This is a genomic window from Paraburkholderia sp. USG1, assembly GCF_031570135.1.
GTDB classification, from domain to species: Bacteria; Pseudomonadota; Gammaproteobacteria; order Burkholderiales; family Burkholderiaceae; genus Paraburkholderia; species Paraburkholderia dioscoreae.
Genome location: NZ_JAMWXW010000041.1, coordinates 14,148 through 37,661 on the forward strand (window position 1 = coordinate 14,148; position 23,514 = coordinate 37,661).

Genomic DNA, 23,514 nt, shown 5'->3' on the forward strand with positions numbered 1-23,514 from the left:
TCAATGCGTGGACCGATACCAGCGGGCGGTCTCGGCCAACCCTTCGTCGGTGGAATACGGCGGCTGCCAGTCGAGCACCGTGCGAATGCGAGTTGTATCAAGCTGCAAGGCGCCCACCAACCGGTCGACGTGTGCCGTACGCCCGGTCACGCGACCGGCGAGACGAAGCCAGCCAGGAGGTACGGACAGCAATCGCGCGGGTTTATTCAAGTGCCGACCGAGCGAACTTGCCAACTCGGCGACCGTTAGCACGTTGCTGTCAGCCACGTGGAAGTACTGCCCCGCAGCGCGTGGGTCGGTCGCACAGCGCATCAACGCATCAGCGAGGTTGTCGACATAAATGAGACTGCGCCTCGCGCTGATCGCGCCTAATGGCAACGGTATGCCTTTCCAGACGGAGTCCATCAGACGCAGAAAGTTGGCGCGCACATGAGGCCCGTAGACCAGCGGTGGCCGCGCAATCACCACTTCAAGCCCTGTTTCACGACCGAAGCGCATCAGCGCCTCCTCCGCCGCCAACTTGGAGCGCCCATAGGGATCTTGCGGCCTCGGGGAGTCATCCTCACGCAGTGGTCGGCCGGAGTCGCTTTCTGCCAACGCCTTCACGCTGCTTGCGAACACGAAACGCCGCGCGCCGTGGCGCCACGCGGCCTGCGCGACGCGCAACGCGCCTTCGACATTTGTCGCGCGAAACGCCGCGTCTGGATCTGCGGCGTCGTCCCGCATCACATGGACACGCGCAGCCAGATGCACGACGCAATCCACCTGCAGCGCAGCCGGCCACGCGGCGTCAATCGCAGCGAAGTCCATGCTGGCGTCAACCCACTCTCGAACGCCACTCTCAATCTGCCCTGCATGCCGCACAAGTCCTGTAACCGTATGACCGGCGTCACGCAACACACAGCACAGCGCACGGCCAACAAATCCACTGGCGCCGGTGACGAGCACCCGACTCATAGCCACTTCCAGCCAAAGCGGTTGAAGAACCTATATGCAGACGCCATGAACATGCGCATATGCGCTGAGCCTTTGCGCGCCGCGCCGCCCCCGTGATGCAGCACGCGCACAGCAGGCATGTAAACCACACGGGTAATATCATGCGCACGCAGACTCAAATCATAGTCCTCGAAGTACAGAAAATAGCGCGGATCGAAGCCTGCCAGCTGTTTCAGCACATCTGTGCGAAACAACATGAAACAGCCACTGACGATCGGCGGGTCCCACGCGATATCGCGGTCGTTAATCACATCACGCATTTCGTAGCGCATAAGACGCCCGGAGAATAGCCGCCGGACGCTGGCCGGCGCGAAGCCACGCACGACCAGGTCAAGCAGCGCCGGATAACGGCGACAAAGGAACTGCTGCCGGCCCGCTTCATCGCCGATCCACGGCGTCAGCAGACCCGCCTGCGGATGTGTGTCGAAAAACTCGAAGGCCTTGCGCAGCGCGTGGCGATCCATATCGATATCGGGATTAAGGACGAGGTGATACCGCGAACGCGTGCGCTCGATCGCCAGATTGTGGCCGCGCCCATAACCGACGTTGCCATGGCCGCTGATCACTATGCAATCGACACCCTGCTCACGCAGGCTCGCACACTGCGCGCCGAAATGCGGCAAACCACCGTTGTCGACAAGGTATAGCTGCAACGGCAAAGCGGGCCGCTCATCGCGAAGTGCATTGCAGGCACTGGCAAGACTGACGAGCGTACTTTCCAGCTGCTCAAGATCCGGCCGATAGACAACCACCGATACGGAGAGGCTGCTGGACTGGGCATGTGGCGCGTTAATCGCTTTCATGTGATGGCCGCTATGTGTCTCATGGCGACACTTCAGTTAACCGCCCGCTTCACCCTGCTCAAGATGGCGCGCAGCGGCCGCGTCGCGCGCCAGACGTTGGACCGCAGCACAGTCTCCAGGTCTCGCCGCACCACCGCCTCCGCCGCTCGGGCTTGCTGCACCTCGAGCCGTGCCGTCTGCTCCGCTTCGAGCGCTTCCCGCACTGCGAGCCGTGCCGCCTGCTCCGCTTCGCGGGTCCTCGCCTCCTGAACCGCGAGCTCGTTGTGCTGGTTTCGAAGATCGGCCGCCGTCTTTGACAGTTCCTCGATTCGGGCCACCAGACCGACAGTGCTCTGTGCATGCAAATCCAGTTCGCTTGGCAGATGCGCATCGACCCAGCTTTGCGCGTCCTCGGCTTGCATTTCACGCCCCAGCGCAAAGCTCATAAACCGCGCTTCTCGTTGCAAATAGTCTTGAATCATCAACTGGGTCAAATCGAAGCCGAGATGAGCGAACGTTTCGGCAAAGAACGACCGGCGATTCAGCCAGCGAAGATCCTTCGGTAGTGCGCAAATAGAAGTCGAACGGAGCATGAGCGTCAAGGCCCGGAACAACAGGTAGCCCACCGGAAGCGGCTCCTCGGCAAACCACTCGCGGTCGATCGCATGCGGCGGCCCATCAGCGGATACCACGATATTTTGAGGCACGATGTCAAGGGTGTCGCCAGGAAACGTGAAATCGGGCGTCAACATGATGGGACGTTGGACTCGCGCCCCCACTATCGAGAACAGTGCCTCAATGTAACGATGCGAAATGTCGGCGACCTGCCGGATGGCCCACCCCGGTGTCGTAACGAGCCGCCCGAAATCTTCGTCGAGCGCGACGCCTTCGACCAATGCCTCCTGCAAAACGTCATGCCTGAAGGCAACATCCGGTATGACCGCCGCATTAGAGAGCGATTCGCGCAGAACCTGCACCTCGCCGTCGCGTTCGACAAACGTCGTCGACTTGCAGAATGCCGGCTGCCGCTCGACGGAGTAGTGATACGCCAATACATCCGGCCTGAATACCGGCGGCATCGACTGGGCTGGTGAGGCAACGAACAGGAAGGAATTTGCGAGGTCTGTCAGTAGATTGTTTCGCCCCACAGTGCGCCATGCACGCTCCAGCGCGAAAGTGAGAACTCTGGAGTCCACTTGAAAATCACGAGTTGCCGTTTGCGATGCCAGGACTTCCGGCTGAAAGCTCGTCCGGCTGGTCAGCGCCGCGGGAGGCAGCACCGACGACGGCAGCTTGTAGTCAGGAAACGGCAGACCCAATTCTGTGGACGCAAAACCTGCGGCCTCCAGCCTCTGCTGAAGATCATGCCGGCCAAACGTCTCGACGCCCGGCTTGTGATAGAGCCCATGAACCCCGAACATTCGGATGCCCAGATGATCTTCAGGCGCGCCTGCCAGATACTTCAGGCCCAACTGATTCTCGATCGCAATAATAAGAATGCCATCCGGCTTAAGCATGCCCCGAACTGCTTCGAGCATCGAATGAACAGGATTGTCGGTCGCACCAAACAAAGCCGCGTACTCGAGTACGCCGATCAACGTCACGACGTCAAAGGCGCGACTCGGTTTGAACCCATCGAAACGGTCGTTCAAGACCGTCACATTCGGCAGATCGCGGGTACGCAACGCCGCAATCGACGCCCTACGCTGACTGCCTTCGAGGGCAAGCACGTTGCCACCGCATTCGCCCAGATAGCGCGTGATTGCACCGCAACCCGCACCGATTTCAAGGATGTCACCGGTAAAGCGGTGCGCAAGCGGCCTCAGCAAATTGGCCCGAGCGGCGTTCAGGTGATACCGCCGCGGCCAGTCGGTGCAATGCACGGCCAATTCCGGAGAGAGCACGGAAAGGTCGCTAGCATCCCGCAAGATTGTGGCGAGCGCCTGCTCGACGTCGTCGCCGTCGCTATATGCAAATAGCTCCGCCGAGTCGCGTCGCCAGACGCGCAGCGCATCGTCAAACACGTAACCCGCGGACGCCAGTTCAGGTCGTGGAGTCAACATGTGCTTGCTTCCATATTCATATAAAGATTAGTCAAACCGAAGAATCGCGACTCGCTGGCAACCACTAGGTGAATAGAGTCATATCGACGGTCGTGCGGCACAATTTCTTCACCATGCCGCGTCGCGATACCTAGCGAAACAAAGTAATCGCCCGGGCCGAGATGGCAGTCGAATCTGACGCGGGCGACCCACCGTGAGCCGGCTTCGCACACCGTTTCGAGTCCTTCGCACTGCAGCAATTCCGAATTACTTCCATAGACCGTCACGCCTTCTTTGGTCTTGATCGTCACGCCGACGATGGGCCGCATCATCGCAGTGTTGATTGTAAAGCCGACATCAAGAGTAACCGAGGCGCCAGTGGCAATGGCATTGGGATACGGCGTGCCTTCGCTTTCCACGTAGAAGTCGCTGATCGACGCCGAGCCGTCGCCCCAGCGATATTCATACGCGTTATACGGCGAACGCTCGGCGAACGCATCGCGGTCGAATATCAGGTTGCTGCCGGAGGCCGGATCGACAGTGTAGGTAGTCGCAGTTTTGTCGGCGTCTAATGGCTCGACAACTGACGGGGATGCGGAAGCGGCAGCTTTGCCGTCCCCGTTCGCCTTGTCTGTTGTAATCACCTTTCGCTCTCGCCCAAACAACAGATCCAAGTATCGGTTAATGGTCTCGCGGGGATTGCCTTGATGCACGACTTGGCCGGCGTCCAGCAGGATCGCCCGCGAGCAGTGCATCACCACCTGTTCGCTGCTGTGCGTCACAAGCAGAATGCTTGCACCGTTGTCTTTCAATTGTTTGAGCCGCTCGAAACATTTAGCCTGAAACTTCGCATCACCAACAGCAAGCGCTTCGTCGACAATCAGAATGGCCGGGTCGATTTGCGCCTGCACGGCAAACGCGAGACGAACGATCATACCGCTCGAATAGGTCTTGACTGGCTGGTCGATGAAACGACCGATGTCTGCAAATGCGGCGATACTATCAAAGCGGTCGTCGATCTCCTCGTTGCTCAATCCGAGCAAGGATCCGTTGAGGTATACATTCTCGCGGCCCGAGAACTCGGCGTTGAAACCAGATCCCAACTCCAGCAAAGCCGCAACACGCCCATTGGTGATGACTTCACCCTGCGTCGGGGTCAGTGTCCCAGCGATGATTTGCAGAAGCGTGGATTTGCCGGAGCCATTGCGCCCGACAATACCCACGGTCTCGCCTTTGCCCACCGAGAAGTTAATGTCGTTCAGCGCCCAGAATTCACGATACAATTTTCGCCGACCACGGTGCAGCATCTGAAGCAACCGGTCACGCGGCTTGTCGTAGATGTTATAGCACTTGCTCACATGCGACACGCTGATCGCTGATTCCATTTCAGATTCACTCATCATGTTTGTTTTTGCTTGCGGGCGCGGCCGGTGTCATGCGGGCGAAAGGCAACAACGCCATATTCATCACTCGCAACAGATCGGTCGCCCGCACAACCCGCCCTCGCTGCACAGAGACACGCTTTCGCCACATCAACGGCAAGCCGCGAAGCGCATCGCGCTTCGCCCTGGCAATGGTACGTGCCTGTCCTCGCAAGACGAACAGTGCGCACGCGGCGACATTCATTGCAAGATGCAAAGGCAGAAACAGCCAGAACCATCCACCCGGCATGTTTTTCACATATGCCCAAACCAAGTTGCGGTGCCCGTGATAGACGGAGAACGGACTGTGTTGCCCGCCCGTCGTGCCAGAGCCGACATGCAACGCTACCGCGTCTGGGACAAACAGGCAGCGATAACCTGCAAGACGCAGCCGGAAGGCGAGATCGACGTCTTCCACATAGCAAAAGAAATCTTCGTCAAATCCACCGACCGCCTCAAACGCATCTTTGGCATACATTGCAGTGGCGGCACACGGCCCGAATACTTCAATGCGTTCCGCCGCATTCACATCAGGTTGACGATAGCCGCGCCGCCACGTAATACCGCTTATATGATAGATATCCCCGGCGCCGTCGAGCAACGAGGGGTCGGCTTCGATAAGCGTTTTGCCGGCGAAAAAAGCATAGTCGACCTCAGTGGCCGCGGCCTCGAGCATGCGCTCTATCCAGTCCGGGGCCAGGAAGGCATCCGGATTGACTAGCGCGATCCAGTCGCACTCGCCCAGCAGTTTCACTGCGATGTTATTGCCTTGAGCGAATCCACTGTTGAAGCTCAGACGCTCATACACCGTGTTGGCCGGCGCCACCGGTGCTGCCCGAAAATGCTTGCTCGCGTTGTCAACTACGACGACGCGATGCGGCGTACGCGTTTGTCGAGCCAATGCTTCGAGCGCCCTGTCGAGCATATCCTGGGAGTTCCAGTTGACAATCGCTACCCCGACCCTAACGCCTCGAGAGGTGATCTGTCGGCTCGTCGAGCGTTCCGTCATGACCGACCGGAAGCAAGACGTCGCGCAACCCGATACGCGAACCCTTTCATGCCTGGCGGCACGCTAGTTGACAGCGGGGCGACCGCGCCGGCGCTCTGCTGTTCGCCGGTATCGACGTGTTCGACGAACGCGTCACGCAATATCTTGTCGTCGAGCAATCTCAGTTCCGGCTCCAGATCTCCCTGCTTGCGACGGGCTTCGACGAACTGCCTGATCATCCAGACAATCCGGTCATTGCCCTGTACATTGATGGACTCTGCAATCGCATGAACATCGGCTATCATCGCGTCGCAGTCATCGCTCCCATACAAAACGTCGCCCTCGTAGGCCAGCATACCTACTGCTAGCACCCAGCATATCTCAAACAGCATCCATGCCCGATTTGACGAAATTGTGTTCGTCGAATGAATCCGATATTGGAGCAGCGGCTGCGGGATCAGTTCACAGCGGAAGTTTCGAGCAGCGCGCAACAGGAAATCCCAATCGTGGGCAAAGCGCAGGTTGCGCATGCCGCCGATTCGATTGTAGAGGCGACGGGAGAAGACAACGTTGCTCGTGGTCGAGACAAAGTTCGTCATCAGCAGATTTTTCGCAAAACTGTCGCTTGCGGCAAATGTCCGTTGCGGATTTGCGATCGACCAAGGCAGCATGTTGTGCCATCCTTGCTTGACGCCTAGCGTCCTGCCATCCGCGTCGACCACTTCGATCCACGTCGCGACGAGATCGATCTCGCCACGCGTAAGGGCCACAAGCGCGATTTTCAGGCGATCAGGATGAAAAACGTCGTCGGAATTCAGAACTGCTAGATAGTCTCCCGTCGCGATCGAGAGGCCTCTGTTGATCGCGTTGTGCGCGCCGGCGTTAGCCTGCTCCACGAGTGTCATACGCGGATCAGTAATGCTGCGCAGATAGTCCAGCGAGTCGTCTTTCGACCCATCATCGATGACGATGAGTTCGACTTCCGAGTGCGTTTGCGTAAGGACGCTTTCGACGGCACTGCGGATGTAGCGCGAATGGTTGTAGCTCGGAATTACGACAGAAACGAGACTCATATTAGTTTGACTTTCGTTGGGTACCCAACCACTCCAGAACCTGACCAATACCTTCGGTCAGACCGACCGATGGCATCCAGCCGGTTAACGCTGTCAGTCGAGAGGAATCGAGGACGTTGTATTCGACATCAGCACGTCTGGCCTGGTGATAGCTGACGTTAAGGATCACGCCTGCGTCAGCGAGCGCTGGCGAAATGTAATTTTCGAGCAACTCTCGCACGGAGACACCGTTGCACGTGCCAACGTTATAGATTTCTCCGGGCTGGCCACGCTCGACGAGCTTGACGATCGCATCGGCAATATCGCGCACGTGGACATAGTCGCGCACCGCATGACCATCGCCGAAGATGGTCACTTCGCGGCCCGAAAGACCTGAAGCCAACGCAGTCGGAACGAGCCCCTGCCCTCTGAACGGCGTCTGCCCCGCACCGTATGCATTGCCCGGCCGAACAATAACGGCCGGCAGTTCACGCTGGCTGAAATACAGCATCGCAATGTGTTCGATGCACAGCTTCGATGTTCCATACAGCGACACCGGCCGCGTCGTCGCCAATTCTACGATCGGCACGCCCACGGGCTGATTGCCATACACCGTACCGCCGGAGGAGACAAATATGAATTTCGAAACTTTGGCCTCGATACACGCTTCCATCAACCGCGTGGCAGGCAAAATGTTGCGTTCATATTCCTGCGGCATGTCGCATTCGACGTTCATGCGCATCGCATCGTGAGCCAAGTGCACTACCACGTCCACGCCTTGCAGCGCGTCGCGCAGAAACGCTGCGTCTCCATAATCGCCGGCCAGCACTTCGACGTGTTCTGGCAAACCGTCCGCGGGAACTGGACCGGTTGCGGGCTGAAACACATCGACAACCCGTACGCGCATTCTTTCTTGCATGCACGCGTAGGCCACATGTCGTCCGATAAACCCTCCACCGCCGATCAGCAGCACCCGTTTCATTGCAGTACTCCCCGGTAACCGGCCATCGCCTTGTCAAAACAGTCGACGTATTGCTGCGCTATCCGACGACTGGAAAAGCGCTCCAGTAGCGCCGTTTCGTTGTTGAGTAGCGAGGTGCGGAACCGGAGGTTCTGCGCGGCCCATCTGTCGAACGCGTCCAGCACTTCAGTTTTCGATGCGTTGACCGGGTAGACAAGGCCGCCGTCGAATTCCTCGAGCACCACGCCGATGTCACCGACATCGGTGGCGAGCGTCGGCACAGCAAGCGATAACGCCTCTATCATCGCAATCGGCAAGCCCTCATAAGCGGAGGTGAAGATCAATCCGTCAAGCACGGAATCGAGTTCCAGCGTGTTGGCGACATACGGAATGCACAGCACATTCGTGAGCTTCTGCTCGCTCAGGAATGCGTCCACTTCCGACGCGAGTTCGCCGTCACCAACTAACACGAAAAATTCGTCTGCATGGTGCCGCCGCGCGGCAGCGATGCGTAGGAACTCAACTGGTCGCTTTTGCGAAGTCAGTCGGCCGATGAAGGCAAACAGGCGTTTGCCGGCAGGTAAGCCGTACTTTTGAAGAATATCTTGGCGGGCGTGAGCGCCGCGCTTGTACGCGACGATGCGATCGGTATCAACCGCCGAATAAATCAAGTCGACATCAGCTGGTGCCCGGCCCAGATCGCTGACGAACTTCGCGAAAATCTTCTGATTGACAGCGATAAAACGGTCGAACGAACGGATGCCCGGTTCGTTGTAGCGGTTGATCCAGCCTTGATCGACGTCGTAGACCTGCTGGTCGACGATCGGTACATCAGCAAAAAGCAGTCGCAGCCGATTTGCATTGTCTCCCAACCAAGGTGACCCGTTGCAGATCCAGACGAGATCAGGCTGCAGCCACTGTTTGAATTGCGAGAGGACACGTAGGTAGTCAGCATGATTAGTAAATTCTGACATCTGAACCAACCGCGCCCCTGCATCCTGAAACTGACGGGCCAGACTACCTTGTTCGAGTCGCAACCTTTCCATTGTGATAACTACAAAATCGTAGTGACGACTCAACTGACGCACAATTTCAACCGTGTTCCGTTCGACCCCGCCGACCGCCACGAAGATCGGGAACACGAACACGACCGGCCGTACCTTGTCGCGTTTCGGGAACTGCGGTGGCAAATAGCGAATCGCTACGTCGGGCACGGCATCCGTTGCGAAAAATCCGACGGGGTCAACGCTGACATTTGCTCCAAGCCATGTGCCGACGGACCGCGGCGCGGGAGCAGGCCGGTCGGGATCTTCTTCTATGCGAATCACCTTGCCTCGGAAGGCATCTTGCCCCAGCGCGCCGCCGAGCATCGCGGCAGCTATGCGACGCGAAAATAGCGTGTGACTACGGCGACCGTCCGCGCGAATTTGCGCGGGCTCGCCAAAGCCATATGAGATGACGGCAACGTCGACACCGTTCTCGATAACGGCAAGCCACGCGTCGATCAATGCATCAACGTCGGGCATCTCGCCGCTGCGCTCGGGCCAGTACATCACGCCGCACGGAACGGTATCGATAGACCAAGTCGCGTTTGTGCCCGGCTGATGCTCACCGAGCTCGCGTAACGTGACTGCATCGACACGTTCGAATGTTCGCGCGTCGGCCCCGAAGGCGCTGGTGAAGCGCGATATGATTGCAACCCGATCGGAAACATCCGGTTCGAGGATAAGCGCAATCGACGACCCGAGACTGATCTGCGCAACAGCACTAGGGACAGACGTAGACGATGTGGCAACGCGCGTCCGGCCACGCTGCAGCATTCCCTTAACGAGCACCGACAACTGACGCGGATCGTGTCTCAGGTAATGAAGACCGGCCGAAATGCGGCGCTTCCAGCGCTCACCTGTCGAGCCGCTGTCACCTGAAGCCGGACCCATCGCCGAAAGAACCGAAAGCTCACAGCAAGCATTCGCCACAAGGGGATCTTCGATTGCGTCCGATGCTAGGCTCAACGCCCTGACCATCTGATCCAGTGCTTCGCGGGTCATCTGACGGAAATCGAGACTGTCACCTTTGAGTAGCTCCCAGTACGGATTCCAGGTCACGCCAAAGTGACGCGTCATAGCAATCGAAAGCACCGCTTCGGTACCAGCCAAACGTTGCAGCACGCCATACTCGTACATTGCGCGAAACAATGGCACATAGATCGCACTCAGGCAGTTGCCCAATACGATCCGGACCGCGCGACCGCCCCGTTCAAACATATGCTCATACACCTGCGCGCGCTCGGTCAATTTCGCGAGACGGGTCTGCCACAGACGTTCAACTTCTACCGTCGGCAACCCTTTCTTTAGCGCGCGTTCGGGCTCGTCGACACCGACAATGGCGCCGACGCCAGGATGCACCCCGCGGAAAACAACAGCCATGCGACCCGCGGATATCTGACGGCGGCAGAAGCCATCAATCACATAAGGATGAAAGTGATCGCCCTTTGCCTCGCGTGTAAAGAACAACCTCAAGCCCTGCAACGACAATCGGTAGCCAAGCTCGATATCTTCGAAACCATATTGGTCGAATCGGTGATCGAACAATGTTTCCTGGCGCTCTAGCATGCTGCGATCGACACAGATGTTGCAGGTGTAGAAATGGCGGAAATCGACAAATTTGCCGTCGGGCAGCCGGTTGTAGCTGAACTGTTCGTTGCCGATCTCCGTGATGTGCTCCATCAGGTGATTGACCTTCAGTTCCGGATGCCAGTCCACTACGCCGAGCGTGGCGACGAGCGGTCCTTGCTCCTGTCCGAGCGTCCAGTGCACGTTGATCAGATCAGGGTCGGGGAAAATATCATCCCCGATGATAAGCAGGCGCTGCCCTCGCGCGTCGCGAATGGCCGCATTGCGCGCCGACGACGCGCCGCCGTGCTTGTTGCGAAGCACGCGAATCGGTAAATCATGTACGGCCTCGAGAAGCGCAACCGTGCCGTCCTCAGAGCCGTCGTCCGAGAAAACGATTTCGTATGGAATCCGCGTGACGCGATTGAGCTCTCGCCACGCGTCGAGCACACCGGGCAGCATGCGTTCGCGGTTGTAGGTCGGAATGATGACGCTCATCAGCGGACCGTCCGCAGCGGTTTCCGGCACGCTTACACTCGCAGACCCGCCACCATCCTCTTCAGATGCCCGCTTCGCAGCCGCGTCGATCCACTCAAGGTCCATGCTGGCGTTTGGGCGGCGCAGTTCCTTGCGCCCCCTCACCCAATAGTGAAGCAACGGCGGCATGTTCAGCGCAGCCACGTCCGGGTAGCGCGCGAGATAATACGCACCGTCGAATTCTGGCCCGGGATTACGGCCCTCGCGCCAGCCACGCGTCAGGTAATGAGTCAGACCGTCGATGCCCGCCTTCGCGACGTCAGGGTTGTGGTCCACATACCATTGCGGCGCGAACAGTTGGCAATCCCGAAGCAAAAACCGCCAGCGGCGGATTCGTGCCCAGTTCGTAGCCCGATTTGAAAAGTCTGCAACAGATAATGCGTTCATGGTTCAGCGCGAGAAATGCGGTGCAAGATTTGGGCCGAGAAGCCCCGCTCACTAATTACAAAACGTCCGAAAACCCTTTGCGTGTCTTCTGAAACCACCAGAATCCCGCCCAGGCGAAGACCGCGCTTCCCAACGTATACAAAGCCCACGAAAGCCAGTGGGGCTGCTTACCCCAGATCAGTACGTCCCTGACCGACTCGATGATGTAAGTCAGCGGATTGATATACAGAAGCCTCTGATAGGCCGGCGGCAATGCGGACACCGGGTAGAACATTGGCGAAAGGAACATCAGCACCGTCGTGATGATCCCGGTGATCTGCGCAACGTCTCTGAGGTATACACCAGTCGCCGCGAGAAACCAGCTGCAGCCCATGGTCGCCAGCACGAGTGGGAACATGACGATCGGGAAAAAAATGACGGTCCACGGCATCGCATGACGTAGCGCAATCTGCGCGATCAGCAGAACCACCCAGCTGACGAGAGTATGAAAGAGCGCCGATCCCATCGAAATCACAGGCAACACTTCAAGCGGGAACACAACTTTCTTCACGTAATTCGGATTCCCCGCGATGAGGCCAGGCGCCCGCGTGAAACATTCTGCGAACATGCCATGCACGAGCATCCCCGCAAAAATGATGATCGCGAAATCGCCCTTGTTCGTGATTTCCGAACCGCCCCACCGCGACTTGAAGATGACGCCAAAGATGACCGTATAGACGATGAGCAACAGAATCGGGTTGAAGAATGACCAGGCAAGGCCCATCAACGATCCCTGATAACGACCAAGGACTTCTCGAACTGTCATGCGCGAAATCAGCGAACGGTTCCGCCAAGTCGAGCGGAGCATCTCTTTCACGCCTGCTGCGTGTGCGTTATGGGGATTCATAAATACCAATGACAAAATTGAATCGGGACGACCCCCTGCTTGCACTGGCGGTCGTCGCACAATCTCAGCGTGCGAGGCAGAGTTGCAAGGCGCATTGCCACGACGGCGGCTGCAGACCAAATACGCGAACCAGCTTGTCATGCGACAGCAGCGAATTCGCCGGGCGCTTGGCGGGCGTCGGGTAAGCGCCCGACTCAATAGGAATCACGACGGGACGTTTCTGAAGCTGCGCGTAGTCAAAAATTGCCTCGGCGAAACCGGCCCACGACGTCGAACCAGCCGAAGTCAGGTTGTACACACCCGAGCGCTCAGTCCACCATCCGGCGCTGTCGCCGATCGGACCACGAGCAATGATATTTGCCGTTAGTGCAGCAATGGATCTGCTCCAGGTCGGCGCGCCCAATTGATCGGAGACAATGCGCAACTCGTCTCGTTCCTGCGCGAGCCTGAGCATTGTCAGCAGAAAATTGTGGCCTCGCATGCCGTAGACCCAGCTCGTTCGGAGGATGAGGTGGTCACAGCCGGCTTCAGCAATGGCCTGCTCGCCGTCACGTTTGGTGCGGCCATATACGTTCTGCGGGTTCGTCACATCGTCTTCGACATACGCAGAACGCTTCTCACCGTCGAACACATAATCCGTCGAAAAGTGGATCAAAAGCGCGCCAGAGCGCGCGGCTTCTTCACCCATCACGCTCGGTGCAGCAACATTAATGCGTTCCGCAAGCGCCGGCTCCGTCTCCGCGCGGTCGACGGCTGTATACGCGGCCGGGTTGACGATGATGTCGGGCGCAACGTTGCGAATCACACGACTCACTGAACCTGCGTCAAGGAGGTCCATCGTCTTTCTGTCGACGGCCGTCACCTCGCCCAAGCCCTGCAAACTACGCAGGAGTTCGAAGCCGACTTGCCCATCGACGCCCGTGACCAGAATCTTGCGCTGCTTCATGGATATTCTCAGTCGAAAGTATCTGCATCAGCCAAAGGCCGCCCGGCAGCGTCCTTCACTGCGAGCAACACCTCCCCGTCGAACTCCCAGTCGATAGCCAGCGCCGGATCGTTCCACAAGAGCGCGCGCTCGTGCTCCGGATACCAATAATCCGTCGTCTTATACAGAAACTCGGCCGATTCCGATAGCACGATGAAGCCGTGCGCGAAACCCGGCGGCACCCACATCTGCCGCTTGTTCTCGGCAGACAGCCGCACGCCCACCCACTTGCCGAAATTTGGCGAGCTCCGGCGGATATCGACTGCCACGTCGTAGACTTCACCCGACACCACGCGCACCAGCTTTCCCTGCGCGTGCTGGATCTGATAATGCAGACCGCGCAGCACACCTCGTGCGGAACGCGAATGGTTGTCCTGAACAAACTCGACGCCAGCTTCGACATGCTCGGCGAACTCACGACCGTTGAAGCTTTCGTAGAAGAAGCCCCGTGCATCGCCGAACACTTTCGGCTCGATGATCTTGACTTCGGGCAGCGCCGTAGCGGTTACTTGGATGGCCATGCAACGTGATCCGTAAGAAGGTTTTGCAGATACTTGCCGTACGCGTTCTTCGCAAGCGGCTTGGCCAGCGCGAGCAATTGCTCACCGTCGATCCATGCCTGGCGGTAAGCAATCTCTTCCGGACACGCGACTACCAGACCCTGACGCTTTTGCAGTGTCGCAATGAACGTGGCCGCTTCGATCAGCGAATCGTGCGTGCCCGTATCGAGCCACGCATAGCCACGCCCCATGATCTCGACATTGAGCGCGGCGTTGGCCAGATAACGCGAATTGACGTCGGTGATTTCAAGCTCGCCACGCGGCGACGGCTTGATGTCCGCCGCGATATCGCAGACCTGCTTGTCGTAGAAGTACAAGCCAGTAACGGCGTAGTTCGAGCGCGGCTTGACCGGCTTCTCTTCGATCGACAACGCGCGGAACTGCTTGTCGAATTCGACCACGCCGTAACGCTCAGGATCGTGCACGTGATAAGCGAAGACGGTCGCGCCTTCGTCTTTCTCATTTGCGCGTTCCAGCTGCTTCGCGAGATCGTGACCGTAGAAAATGTTGTCGCCGAGAATCAGCGCCGACGGATCGTTGCCCACAAAGTCGCGACCGATGATGAACGCCTGCGCGAGACCGTCCGGCGAAGGCTGAACCGCGTACTGAATGTTCATGCCCCACTGGCTGCCGTCGCCCAGCATCGCCTCGAAACGCGGCGTGTCCTGCGGCGTGGAGATGATCAGGACGTCACGAATACCCGCCACCATCAGCGTGGACAGCGGGTAGTAGATCATCGGTTTGTCGTAGACCGGCAGCAACTGCTTGGAGACGACATGCGTAATCGGATACAGGCGCGTGCCCGATCCGCCCGCGAGAATAATGCCTTTGCGCGCCATTGCCGTGCCCTTACGCGCGCTGCGCGTAGTTGGTCTCAACCCACTTCCGATACTCACCCGAAGCGACTTCGTCAGACCACGCCTGATTGTCCAGATACCACTGAACCGTCTTGGCGAGGCCGGTCTCGAACGTCTCAGCCGGCTTCCACCCGAGTTCGCGCTCGAGCTTGCGGGCGTCGATCGCATAACGGCGGTCGTGGCCGGGACGATCCTTCACGTAGGTGATCTGGTCGCGGTACGAGGCGCCTGCCTTCGGACGCAACTGGTCGAGCAGGTCGCACAGCGTATGCACGACGTCGAGGTTCTTCTTTTCGTTCCAGCCACCGATGTTGTACGTCTCGCCCGGCGTGCCGCGCGCGAGTACTTCGCGGATCGCGCTGCAATGGTCGCCGACATACAACCAGTCGCGCACGTTCTGACCGTCGCCGTACACCGGCAGCGCCTTGCCGCTGAGCGCGTTGGCGATCATCAGCGGAATCAGCTTTTCAGGGAACTGGTACGGACCGTAGTTGTTCGAGCAGTTCGTGGTGAGCACCGGCAGGCCATACGTGTGATGGTAGACGCGCACCAGATGGTCGGAACCTGCTTTGGTAGCCGAATAAGGGCTATTCGGCGCGTACGGCGTGGTTTCGGAAAATTGCGGATCGGTAGCGGAGAGCGAGCCGAACACTTCGTCGGTCGAGACATGCAGAAAACGGAACGCGGCCTTGTCGGCCTCGCCCAGCGTATTCCAGTACTGACGGGTCGCTTCGAGCAGCGTGAAGGTGCCGACCACATTGGTCTGCACGAAATCAGCCGGGCCGTGAATCGAACGATCCACATGACTTTCAGCGGCAAAGTGCAGCACGGCACGTGGCTTGTGCTCGACAAAGAGCGCATCCATTGCGGCACGATCGCAGATATCGGCCCGTACGAACACATGCCGGGGATTGCCCTGCTGCGACTTGAGCGTACCCAGATTGCCGGCGTAGGTCAGCTTGTCTACGTTCAGCACCGCTTCGTCCGACGCATCGAGCCAGTCGAGCACGAAATTGGCGCCGATAAAGCCGGCACCGCCCGTTACCAGGATCATGAATTTCCCTTCCAGATGTTGGTGGCAGATCGAAGTCGGTTCGCCGACGATCTACGCGCCTCGCGTTGTGGCGTTGGTTTCTAGTCAGCGCCCGGCGCCGCCCTTCGCACAGCGGGCAGGCGCTCAAACGCCAATCTTATAAAGCCCTGATTATAAAGCCGCGCGGGGCAAAAACTAGAATCCTAACAACTTGAAACAGCTTGACAAGTTTGGTTTCTATTGCCTGGCAAGGGAGTGGTTTGACGCGGTGTCGCAGCACAAGATAACGGCAGATGCGCGCAGATACAGCCGGTTACATCAACTAAGCCGCCAACATCCAACGAAGCGTATCCATGAACGGAATCGCCTCGACTTTCGGCACCAGTGAGCGAAGCTTGGCCGGCGAGCCGGCCAGCATCTTCACGTCGGTTTGTCGCACGAAAGCAGGATTGATCTGGATCTCGATCTCATGACCGGTCAGATCGCTCGCCGCCGAGAGAATGTTTCGCAGCGTGTACGGCGTGCCGGTACAGACATTGACCGTTTCAGCCGCGGCCTCCGAGTCGAGCAAAGCCTCATAAGCGTTCGCCACGTAGCGCACGTCCGAGAAATCACGCGCCACATCGATATTGCCGAGCTCGATCGCCGGCTCGCGCCGCGCGAAATGCTCGACGATCTTCGGCACGAGGAAGTTGGATGCCTGGCCGCGGCCGGTGTAGTTGAACGGCCGCACGATCAGAATGGGCAACCGGTCGAACCAGGTCCGCACCATCGTTTCCATGGCCGCCTTGCTGGCCGCGTAGTGGTTCACTGGCGTGACGGGAAAGGTTTCGTCGATGGCGTCGCTGGTGACATTGCCGTAAACATTGGCGCTGCTCGCGATCAATAGCTTGCGGGGCGTATGGCCGACGGCCGCACAGGCTTCCAGCAGATTCAGCGTGCCGATCACATTGACGCGGTAAAAGTCGAGCGGATCGTTATGGCCCACGAAGCTGATCGCCGCCAGATGCACGATGTAGTCGGGTCGCGCGGTTTCGATCACGCGCCGGCAGGCGTCGGGCGACGTAATGTCGAGCCTCAGGCGCGTTGGCGTTTCAGGCTCGTTGCGCCCGGCCACCGTTTCGATCACGGTATGGCCGCGGCCGAGCAGATTGTCGACCAGATAGCGGCCCGTGAAGCCACTCGCTCCGGTGACGAGCGTGCGGATGGGTTGATTCGCATGAAAAGACGACATGCTTTCTCCGTTCACGAGGGTCATCCTGTTGTAGTGCAATATCGTGCGCGGCCCTTGCGGCGCGCCTGACAACGGCCGTGGGAATGCCAATTGCTGGCGGCTTCCGACGGCATATGCCACGATATTCGCGCTTCAAACGGGATATTATGTCACGCTAACTTGCTGCACCGCCCAACGCGGCACGCCTTGTTCGTAACCGCGTGTATCGAACTGCACCCATTTCCCGATGACATCCACCGCTTCTACTGTCGCTTCCCCTGCCGCGTTTAGTACCGAGGCCAATGCAGTTCCGCAGCCGCACCTGCCACCGCTCGCTTTCGGCGACCTGCAAGGCTGCCGCACGCCGTTCCAGCAACTGCTGGCCAAAGCCGCGCCGCCCGAAGGCACGCCGCTGTGGTTCGCGGGCGACCTGATCAACCGTGGCTCGGAGTCGCTCGCAACGCTGCGCGACATCATCGCGCTGGGGGACCGCGCGGTGCCGGTGCTGGGTAACCATGACTTGCATCTGCTGTCGGTGTCGGCGGGGATTCGCAAATCGAAGAAAGGCGACACGATCGACGACATTCTCTCCGCACCGGATGCCGCCGACCTGCTCGACTGGGTCCGCCACCGTCCGATCGCGCATTTCGATAACGGCATGCTGATGGTGCATGCAGGCGTGTTGCCGCAATGGGATGCCGCGTTGACGATGGAACTCGCCGACGAATTGCAGCGGGCGCTGCGCGCACCGAACTGGAAGGAAACGCTCGCTGGACTCTATGGCAATGAGCCGAATCGCTGGACGCCCGGCATCAAGGGTATCGAGCGGCTCCGCCTGACGTGCAGCGCGTTGACGCGCATCCGCTTCTGCAATGCCGAAGGCGCGATGGATTTCAGCAGCAGCGGTGGTTTGAATTCGGCGCCGCCGGGCAGCATGCCCTGGTTCGACGTGCCGTCGCGCAAGACCGCGGACGTCACCGTGGTGTTCGGCCATTGGGCCGCGCTTGGTTTGACCTTGCGCGACAACCTGATCGGACTGGATTCCGGCTGCGTATGGGGTGAGAAGCTCTCGGCCGTGCGCCTTGCACAGAATCCGGCAGAGCGCACGCTGACGCAGGTCGACTGCGAGGCGTGCCGCACGCCAAACGGCGGCAACTAAGCCGCCCCGTTAAGCCGATCGGCCAGGCTGATCGACGGGTTCGATCAGCGCCAGCGAAGCGTCGGAGGCATTGTGCGCGCTGAGCGAATTGGGCGATGAAATCGACGCCGCGATCGCCGCACCAGACCTCGTCATGCCGCCCTGCATCTCCCGCAACGCCGCTGCAATCACCCCTTCCGCCTCCGCCGCCAGCGTACGTCGATCCGCACCCGGCGCCAGCGGTGCGCCGACATACACGTGCGCGGTCAATGGCCCGCCGCTCAACAGCATGTTCAGCGAATCGGCCAGCGTCAGATCGTCGATATACGCAGGGGCGGTGGATTGCCGGCCCTCTGCATCTTCGTACATGATGCACAGTGGCTGCACCGGCACCGAGGCCGACACGGCGGCCTGGAACATATTCGAGTGAAACGGCAGCAGCGCCAGACCGTTTGACGTCGTCCCTTCAGGAAACACGCACATCAGTTCGCCCGCGCTCAGGCGGTCGGACAATTCGTGCATGATCCGCTTCGCGTCGCTGCGTTTCTCACGCTGAATGAACACCGTGTCGAGTTGCTGCGCCAGCCAGCCGACCACCGGCCACTGCCGGATCTCAGCCTTCGAGACGAACGGCGTGGGCCGCCACGCATTGATCACGTAGATGTCGATCCACGAGATGTGATTGGCGACCACCAACGCGCCGCGGTCGAGCCGCGCGTTGTCGTTATGCACGACGAGCTGCATGCCGCATAGACGCAGCATTTTCAGCGACCAATCGCGGTTGAGCGTCTGCCGCCCGTCCGCGCCGACCTTGGAAAAACGCGTCGCAACGATCCACATGCCGTGCAGTAGATGGGCGACGAGACGGGCCTTGCGTAACGCGAGCTTCATTGTTGGAGCTTTCCGTAACTGGGCAGTGCCGCGAATATTAGCGCTGTTCGAACGCAACGTGACCGGACACGATGGTCGCCCGAACGCGCGCCGGCAGTTCATAGCCGAGGAACGGCGTGTTGTGCCCTTGGCTCTTCAATGCACGCGGTTCGACGCGCCAATACGCGTTGCGGTCGAACACGCAAAGATCGGCAACGGCGCCCACGGCGATACGACCCGCCGCCTCGAGCTTCAGCACATCTGCTGGCGCCGTCGTGATGCGGTTCAGCGCCTTGGCCAACGGCACGCCCGCTTCGTCAGCCCATTTCACAGTCAGCGACAGGAACAGCTCCAGGCCCGTTGCGCCCGGCGTAGCTTCGGCGAACGGCAGCAGCTTTTCGTCGTCGTCGACCGGCGTGTGGTCGGAGCAGATCGCGTCGATCGTACCGTCGACAAGACCCGCGCGGATCGCTTCGCGATCGCGCTGCTGGCGCAACGGCGGATCGAGCCGGAACTGCGCGTCGAAGTAGCCGATGTCGAGGTCGATCAGATGCACATGGTTCACAGTGACGTCGCACGACACCGGCAAGCCCTCGGCCTTGGCCGCGCGCATCAATTCGATACCCGCCGCCGACGACACATGCGACAGATGCACCCGCGCGCCGGTCACGCGAACTAGTTCGAAGATCGTGTGCAGCGCGATCGTCTCAGCCGACACCGGCACGCCCGACAACCCGAGCCGCGACGCCAGCGCGCCGCTCGCGGCCACGCCGCCCTTGCCGAGATAGGCATCGACCGGACGCAGCCACACAGTGTAGCCATAGGTCTTCGCGTACTGCAACGCACGCATCAACACCTGCGTATCGACCACCGGCACATCCGCTTGCGAAAAGCCGATACAGCCTGCTTCGGTCAGCTCGACCATCTCGGTGATGACCTGGCCTTTTAGCCCGACGGTCAACGCGCCCAACGGATACACATGCGCCTGGTCCAGATTGCGCGCGCGGAACTTGAGCATCTCGACGAGGCCCGGTTCATCGAGCGTTGGATCGGTGTCCGGCGGACACACGAGACTCGTCACGCCGCCGGCGAGCGCCGCAGCCATTTCGGATTCGAGCGTCGCCTTGTGTTCGTAGCCCGGCTCACGCAAGCGTGCAGACAGGTCGACCAGGCCCGGCATGATATGCAGGCCTTTGGCGTCGATCGTCTTCTCTGCGCTGAAATCAGCAGGCGCGTTGCCGATGGCGACGATCTTGCCCGCTGCGATAAAAATGTCCTGCTGCTCGGTGCCCGCTGCCGGATCGACCAGCGTGCCGCCTTGAATATGAATCTGCATGCGCTGCCTTAATGTTTAGCCAAGCGTTCAGCTAAGTTTCGCGTGTGTTGGTGCGTGCCGTGGCGAGATCAATCGTGATTGCCCGCGACGATCCCCATCACCGCCATGCGCACCGCGATGCCGAACGTGACCTGGTTCAGAATCACCGATTGCGGGCCATCGGCCACCTGCGAATCGATTTCGACACCGCGATTCATCGGACCCGGGTGCATCACGATCGCATCGGGCTTGGCGAGCGCGAGGCGCTCCGGCGTCAAACCCCAGCTCTTGAAGTACTCCTGCGCCGACGGCAACAGCGCGCCGCTCATCCGCTCGTTTTGCAGACGCAGCATGATGATCACGTCGACATCTTTCAGGCCTTCGTCGAGGTTATGGAACACGCGCACGCCCATTTGTTCGAGACCGCTCGGCAACAGCGTGCGCGGACCGATCGCGCGCACTTCCGGCACGCCGAGCGTGGTCAGCGCATGAATGTCCGAGCGCGCGACCCGCGAATGCAGAATATCGCCGACGATCGCCACGCGCAGCTTCGCGAAGTCCTTCTTGTAGTGGCGGATCGTGTACATGTCGAGCAGCCCCTGCGTGGGGTGCGCATGACGGCCGTCGCCGGCATTGATCACGTGCACGTGCGGCGCGCAATGCTGGGCGATCAGATAAGGCGCCCCGCTCGATGCATGGCGCACGACGAACATGTCGGCGTGCATCGCCGAGAGGTTGTTGATCGTGTCGAGCAGCGATTCGCCCTTGCTGGTCGACGACGCGTTGATGTTCAGATTGAGCACGTCCGCAGACAAACGCGTCGCGGCAATCTCGAAAGTGGTGCGGGTGCGCGTCGAGTTCTCGAAGAACAGGTTGAATACCGACTTGCCGCGCAGCAGCGGCACCTTCTTCACTTCGCGATCGGTCACGCTGACGAACTGGTCGGCGGTGTCGAGAATGTGATTGACGATCGCCTTCGGCAAACCCTCGATCGACAACAGATGTTTCAGCTCGCCGTTTTTCGTGAGCTGCGGGTTGCCCTTCAGGAAGCCATAACGGAAGCGCTCGGTGGCGCTATCGGCGGAATCCTTGGGAGCCTGGGTGGCGGTGTTCATGGATGTACCTGCTTCAAATACGGGCTTCAACGTGACCGGTGTCGATGCTGACGGCGTGTGACGATGCCGGGCCGGCATTCGCGCGACGTTGCGGTGACCGGCTCGACCAATCTTTTTCGCGCGGCGCTTGACGGCTCGATGCGATGCCGATGCCGACGCGCCAATCGCGGAGCGGGCGCGATATGCGCCTCGCGCATATCGCCGCGCTCAATCGACGCGTGCTTCAGTGTGAAAAGTGAAACGCTGCGAACCGGGCGTGCCGTCCGCCTCACTGCTTCCGGTGCGGGCCAGCACGAGCGTGGCGTCAGCGGGAATGTCCACCACGCCGCCGACAAAGCGTGCCGCCACCGGCAATTCGCGCCCGCCGCGATCGGCGAGCACCGCCAGATCGACCGATGCCGGGCGGCCGTAGTCGTACAGTTCGTTCACCGCCGCGCGAATCGTGCGGCCGGTGTACAGCACGTCGTCGACCAGCACGATACGGCGGCCGTCGACCGAAAACGGCAGCGAGGTCGGGCTCGCCTGCGTGTGCAGACCTTTTTTCGCGTAGTCGTCACGATGCAGCGCCACGTTCACCACGCCGAAGCCCGGCAGGTTCAGGTCGCGCGCCAGCCGTTCGGCGAGCCACGCGCCGCCGCTGTAGATGCCGGCCAGCACGGCGCCTTCGTTGCCGTCCTGCGCGGCGCCGAGCCTGTCGCCATATACCGCGCGAATCTGGTCGAACAACGCGCGATAGAGCGCTTCGGCGTCAATGGAACTCATGATCGTCGGAAAGTCCGTCTAGATATTGCTGGAGGATGATGCTGGCGGCTTCGGCGTCGAGCATGTCGGCGCGGCCGTTGCCGGCGCGGATCTCCGCTTTCGCCTCGACCGACGAATAGCGTTCGTCGATCCACGTGACCGGGAGATTGAAGCGGCCGTTCAGCTGATTGCCGAAGCGCTTCGCGAGTTGCGTCATTTCGTGCGGCGTGCCGTCCGGATGCATCGGCAAGCCGACCACCAGCGCGTTCGGTTTCCACTCGGCGATCAGCTTGCCGACCGCCTCGAACCGGTATTCGCGGCTGCGGTTCTGCACGATCACGAGCGGCCGCGCGCTACGCGTCAGCGAATTGCCGACCGCCACACCAATGCGTTTTTCACCATAGTCGAACGCAAGCAGCGTCGCCTCACGTCCGGCCGCCAGGCTCATGCGTGACCTGCTTCGCCCGAGAGCATCGACAGGTTGATGCCGAGAAGCGCCAAGGCCGCTTCGAGACGCTCTTCGGCTGGCACGTCGAAAACGATTTTCGGGTCGGCTTCGACCGTCAGCCAGCCGTTTTTCGAGATTTCTTCTTCGAGCTGCCCCGCGCCCCAGCCGGCATGGCCGAGCGTGAGCAGGAAACGTTCGGGCCCCGTGCCGCTCGCCACGGCTTCGAGCACGTCTTTCGACGTGGTCATTTCGAGACCGCCCGGCACCGACATGGACGAGGTGTACGCGTTGCCGTCTTTCGGATCGTGCAGCACGAAGCCGCGCTCGGTTTGCACCGGGCCGCCGAAATATACAGGCACATGGAGAAGGGGTTCGATCTCGAGCTTGAGATCGATGCGACTGAAGAGCGCTTGCAGGTCGATATCGGTCGGCCGGTTGATCACGAGGCCGAGCGCGCCGCGCTCACTGTGATCGCAAAGGTAGACCACCGTTCCTGAAAACGTCGGATCCGCCATGTTCGGCATGGCGATCAGGAACTGGTTGGTCAGATTGATGCGATCGGTACTCTTGGACAT

General features: G+C 59.9%; 21 protein-coding genes. 1 reads left to right on the top strand and 20 read right to left on the bottom strand.

Annotated elements, in window-relative coordinates:
- The 14 genes from NE850_RS35180 to NE850_RS35245 form a co-directional block, all read right to left on the bottom strand.
- On the bottom strand, positions 1–957 hold the full coding sequence (locus NE850_RS35180) for an SDR family oxidoreductase (protein ID WP_310700056.1): 957 nt from the start codon (positions 955–957) through the stop codon (positions 1–3).
- Positions 954–1,799: a glycosyltransferase gene (locus NE850_RS35185; RefSeq protein WP_310700057.1), complete on the bottom strand. Its 846-nt coding sequence runs from the start codon at positions 1,797–1,799 to the stop codon at positions 954–956. Before NE850_RS35185 ends, NE850_RS35180 begins: the two co-directional genes overlap by 4 nt.
- 32 nt (positions 1,800–1,831) lie before the next feature.
- Positions 1,832–3,841, bottom strand: a complete 2,010-nt coding sequence (locus NE850_RS35190; protein ID WP_310700058.1) for a methyltransferase — start codon at positions 3,839–3,841, stop codon at positions 1,832–1,834.
- Entirely contained in the window at positions 3,835–5,223 is a 1,389-nt protein-coding gene (locus tag NE850_RS35195; RefSeq protein WP_310700059.1) for an ABC transporter ATP-binding protein, read from the bottom strand. Before NE850_RS35195 ends, NE850_RS35190 begins: the two co-directional genes overlap by 7 nt.
- On the bottom strand, positions 5,213–6,250 hold the full coding sequence (locus NE850_RS35200; protein WP_310700060.1) for a glycosyltransferase family 2 protein: 1,038 nt from the start codon (positions 6,248–6,250) through the stop codon (positions 5,213–5,215). Before NE850_RS35200 ends, NE850_RS35195 begins: the two co-directional genes overlap by 11 nt.
- The gene (locus NE850_RS35205) at positions 6,247–7,302 is read right to left on the bottom strand and encodes a glycosyltransferase (RefSeq protein ID WP_310700061.1); all 1,056 of its coding nucleotides are present in this window, start codon (positions 7,300–7,302) and stop codon (positions 6,247–6,249) included. The genes NE850_RS35200 and NE850_RS35205 overlap by 4 nt, the downstream gene beginning before the upstream one ends.
- 1 nt (position 7,303) lies before the next feature.
- Complete coding sequence (locus tag NE850_RS35210) at positions 7,304–8,263, bottom strand: NAD-dependent epimerase/dehydratase family protein (RefSeq protein ID WP_310700062.1); 960 nt, start codon at positions 8,261–8,263, stop codon at positions 7,304–7,306.
- A complete protein-coding gene (locus NE850_RS35215) occupies positions 8,260–11,778 on the bottom strand; it encodes a glycosyltransferase (RefSeq protein ID WP_310700063.1) in 3,519 nt (1,172 codons plus the stop codon). Before NE850_RS35215 ends, NE850_RS35210 begins: the two co-directional genes overlap by 4 nt.
- A 55-nt stretch (positions 11,779–11,833) precedes the next feature.
- Positions 11,834–12,625 (bottom strand): ABC transporter permease, encoded by a 792-nt coding sequence (locus NE850_RS35220; protein ID WP_310700090.1) that lies wholly within the window; start codon positions 12,623–12,625, stop codon positions 11,834–11,836.
- A 103-nt stretch (positions 12,626–12,728) separates the two neighbouring features.
- The gene (rfbD, locus tag NE850_RS35225) at positions 12,729–13,610 is read right to left on the bottom strand and encodes a dTDP-4-dehydrorhamnose reductase (RefSeq protein ID WP_310700064.1); all 882 of its coding nucleotides are present in this window, start codon (positions 13,608–13,610) and stop codon (positions 12,729–12,731) included.
- An 8-nt stretch (positions 13,611–13,618) separates the two neighbouring features.
- On the bottom strand, positions 13,619–14,170 hold the full coding sequence (gene rfbC, locus NE850_RS35230) for a dTDP-4-dehydrorhamnose 3,5-epimerase (protein WP_310700065.1): 552 nt from the start codon (positions 14,168–14,170) through the stop codon (positions 13,619–13,621).
- The gene (gene rfbA / locus NE850_RS35235; RefSeq protein ID WP_310700091.1) at positions 14,155–15,048 is read right to left on the bottom strand and encodes a glucose-1-phosphate thymidylyltransferase RfbA; all 894 of its coding nucleotides are present in this window, start codon (positions 15,046–15,048) and stop codon (positions 14,155–14,157) included. The genes rfbC and rfbA overlap by 16 nt, the downstream gene beginning before the upstream one ends.
- Before the next feature lie 10 nt (positions 15,049–15,058).
- Entirely contained in the window at positions 15,059–16,120 is a 1,062-nt protein-coding gene (gene rfbB, locus NE850_RS35240) for a dTDP-glucose 4,6-dehydratase (protein ID WP_310700066.1), read from the bottom strand.
- A gap of 301 nt (positions 16,121–16,421) precedes the next feature.
- The gene (locus NE850_RS35245; protein WP_310700067.1) at positions 16,422–17,333 is read right to left on the bottom strand and encodes a GDP-mannose 4,6-dehydratase; all 912 of its coding nucleotides are present in this window, start codon (positions 17,331–17,333) and stop codon (positions 16,422–16,424) included.
- 226 nt (positions 17,334–17,559) lie between these two features.
- Between NE850_RS35245 and NE850_RS35250 the strand changes: the two genes are divergently transcribed.
- Entirely contained in the window at positions 17,560–18,471 is a 912-nt protein-coding gene (locus tag NE850_RS35250; protein ID WP_310700068.1) for a symmetrical bis(5'-nucleosyl)-tetraphosphatase, read from the top strand.
- 9 nt (positions 18,472–18,480) lie between these two features.
- Here NE850_RS35250 and NE850_RS35255 read toward each other — a convergent pair whose 3' ends face one another.
- The 6 genes from NE850_RS35255 to NE850_RS35280 all read right to left on the bottom strand — a co-directional run bounded on the left by NE850_RS35255 (position 18,481) and on the right by NE850_RS35280 (position 23,514).
- A complete protein-coding gene (locus tag NE850_RS35255; RefSeq protein WP_310700069.1) occupies positions 18,481–19,341 on the bottom strand; it encodes a lysophospholipid acyltransferase family protein in 861 nt (286 codons plus the stop codon).
- Between the two features lie 37 nt (positions 19,342–19,378).
- A complete protein-coding gene (locus NE850_RS35260; protein WP_310700070.1) occupies positions 19,379–20,656 on the bottom strand; it encodes a dihydroorotase in 1,278 nt (425 codons plus the stop codon).
- A 68-nt stretch (positions 20,657–20,724) separates the two neighbouring features.
- Positions 20,725–21,750 carry an aspartate carbamoyltransferase catalytic subunit gene (locus NE850_RS35265; RefSeq protein WP_310700071.1) on the bottom strand — a complete coding sequence of 342 codons (1,026 nt, stop codon included), beginning with the start codon at positions 21,748–21,750 and terminating at the stop codon, positions 20,725–20,727.
- 207 nt (positions 21,751–21,957) lie between these two features.
- Entirely contained in the window at positions 21,958–22,512 is a 555-nt protein-coding gene (gene pyrR / locus NE850_RS35270) for a bifunctional pyr operon transcriptional regulator/uracil phosphoribosyltransferase PyrR (RefSeq protein ID WP_310700072.1), read from the bottom strand.
- Positions 22,499–22,939 carry a Holliday junction resolvase RuvX gene (gene ruvX, locus NE850_RS35275; protein WP_310700073.1) on the bottom strand — a complete coding sequence of 147 codons (441 nt, stop codon included), beginning with the start codon at positions 22,937–22,939 and terminating at the stop codon, positions 22,499–22,501. Before ruvX ends, pyrR begins: the two co-directional genes overlap by 14 nt.
- Positions 22,936–23,514 (bottom strand): YqgE/AlgH family protein, encoded by a 579-nt coding sequence (locus NE850_RS35280; RefSeq protein ID WP_007178990.1) that lies wholly within the window; start codon positions 23,512–23,514, stop codon positions 22,936–22,938. Before NE850_RS35280 ends, ruvX begins: the two co-directional genes overlap by 4 nt.

Coding starts and splice junctions, on each gene's coding strand:
- rfbD (WP_310700064.1), bottom strand. CDS start 13,610: ATGAAGCAGCGCAAGATTCTGGTCACGGGCGTCGATGGGCAAGTCGGC.
- rfbA (WP_310700091.1), bottom strand. CDS start 15,048: ATGGCGCGCAAAGGCATTATTCTCGCGGGCGGATCGGGCACGCGCCTG.
- ruvX (WP_310700073.1), bottom strand. CDS start 22,939: ATGAGCCTGGCGGCCGGACGTGAGGCGACGCTGCTTGCGTTCGACTAT.
- NE850_RS35255 (WP_310700069.1), bottom strand. CDS start 19,341: ATGAAGCTCGCGTTACGCAAGGCCCGTCTCGTCGCCCATCTACTGCAC.
- NE850_RS35205 (WP_310700061.1), bottom strand. CDS start 7,302: ATGAGTCTCGTTTCTGTCGTAATTCCGAGCTACAACCATTCGCGCTAC.
- NE850_RS35215 (WP_310700063.1), bottom strand. CDS start 11,778: ATGAACGCATTATCTGTTGCAGACTTTTCAAATCGGGCTACGAACTGG.
- NE850_RS35250 (WP_310700068.1), top strand. CDS start 17,560: ATGACATCCACCGCTTCTACTGTCGCTTCCCCTGCCGCGTTTAGTACC.
- pyrR (WP_310700072.1), bottom strand. CDS start 22,512: ATGAGTTCCATTGACGCCGAAGCGCTCTATCGCGCGTTGTTCGACCAG.
- NE850_RS35200 (WP_310700060.1), bottom strand. CDS start 6,250: ATGACGGAACGCTCGACGAGCCGACAGATCACCTCTCGAGGCGTTAGG.
- NE850_RS35260 (WP_310700070.1), bottom strand. CDS start 20,656: ATGCAGATTCATATTCAAGGCGGCACGCTGGTCGATCCGGCAGCGGGC.
- rfbC (WP_310700065.1), bottom strand. CDS start 14,170: ATGGCCATCCAAGTAACCGCTACGGCGCTGCCCGAAGTCAAGATCATC.
- NE850_RS35195 (WP_310700059.1), bottom strand. CDS start 5,223: ATGATGAGTGAATCTGAAATGGAATCAGCGATCAGCGTGTCGCATGTG.
- NE850_RS35280 (WP_007178990.1), bottom strand. CDS start 23,514: ATGTCCAAGAGTACCGATCGCATCAATCTGACCAACCAGTTCCTGATC.
- NE850_RS35265 (WP_310700071.1), bottom strand. CDS start 21,750: ATGAACACCGCCACCCAGGCTCCCAAGGATTCCGCCGATAGCGCCACC.
- NE850_RS35180 (WP_310700056.1), bottom strand. CDS start 957: ATGAGTCGGGTGCTCGTCACCGGCGCCAGTGGATTTGTTGGCCGTGCG.
- rfbB (WP_310700066.1), bottom strand. CDS start 16,120: ATGATCCTGGTAACGGGCGGTGCCGGCTTTATCGGCGCCAATTTCGTG.
- NE850_RS35210 (WP_310700062.1), bottom strand. CDS start 8,263: ATGAAACGGGTGCTGCTGATCGGCGGTGGAGGGTTTATCGGACGACAT.
- NE850_RS35190 (WP_310700058.1), bottom strand. CDS start 3,841: ATGTTGACTCCACGACCTGAACTGGCGTCCGCGGGTTACGTGTTTGAC.
- NE850_RS35245 (WP_310700067.1), bottom strand. CDS start 17,333: ATGTCGTCTTTTCATGCGAATCAACCCATCCGCACGCTCGTCACCGGA.
- NE850_RS35185 (WP_310700057.1), bottom strand. CDS start 1,799: ATGAAAGCGATTAACGCGCCACATGCCCAGTCCAGCAGCCTCTCCGTA.
- NE850_RS35220 (WP_310700090.1), bottom strand. CDS start 12,625: ATGCTCCGCTCGACTTGGCGGAACCGTTCGCTGATTTCGCGCATGACA.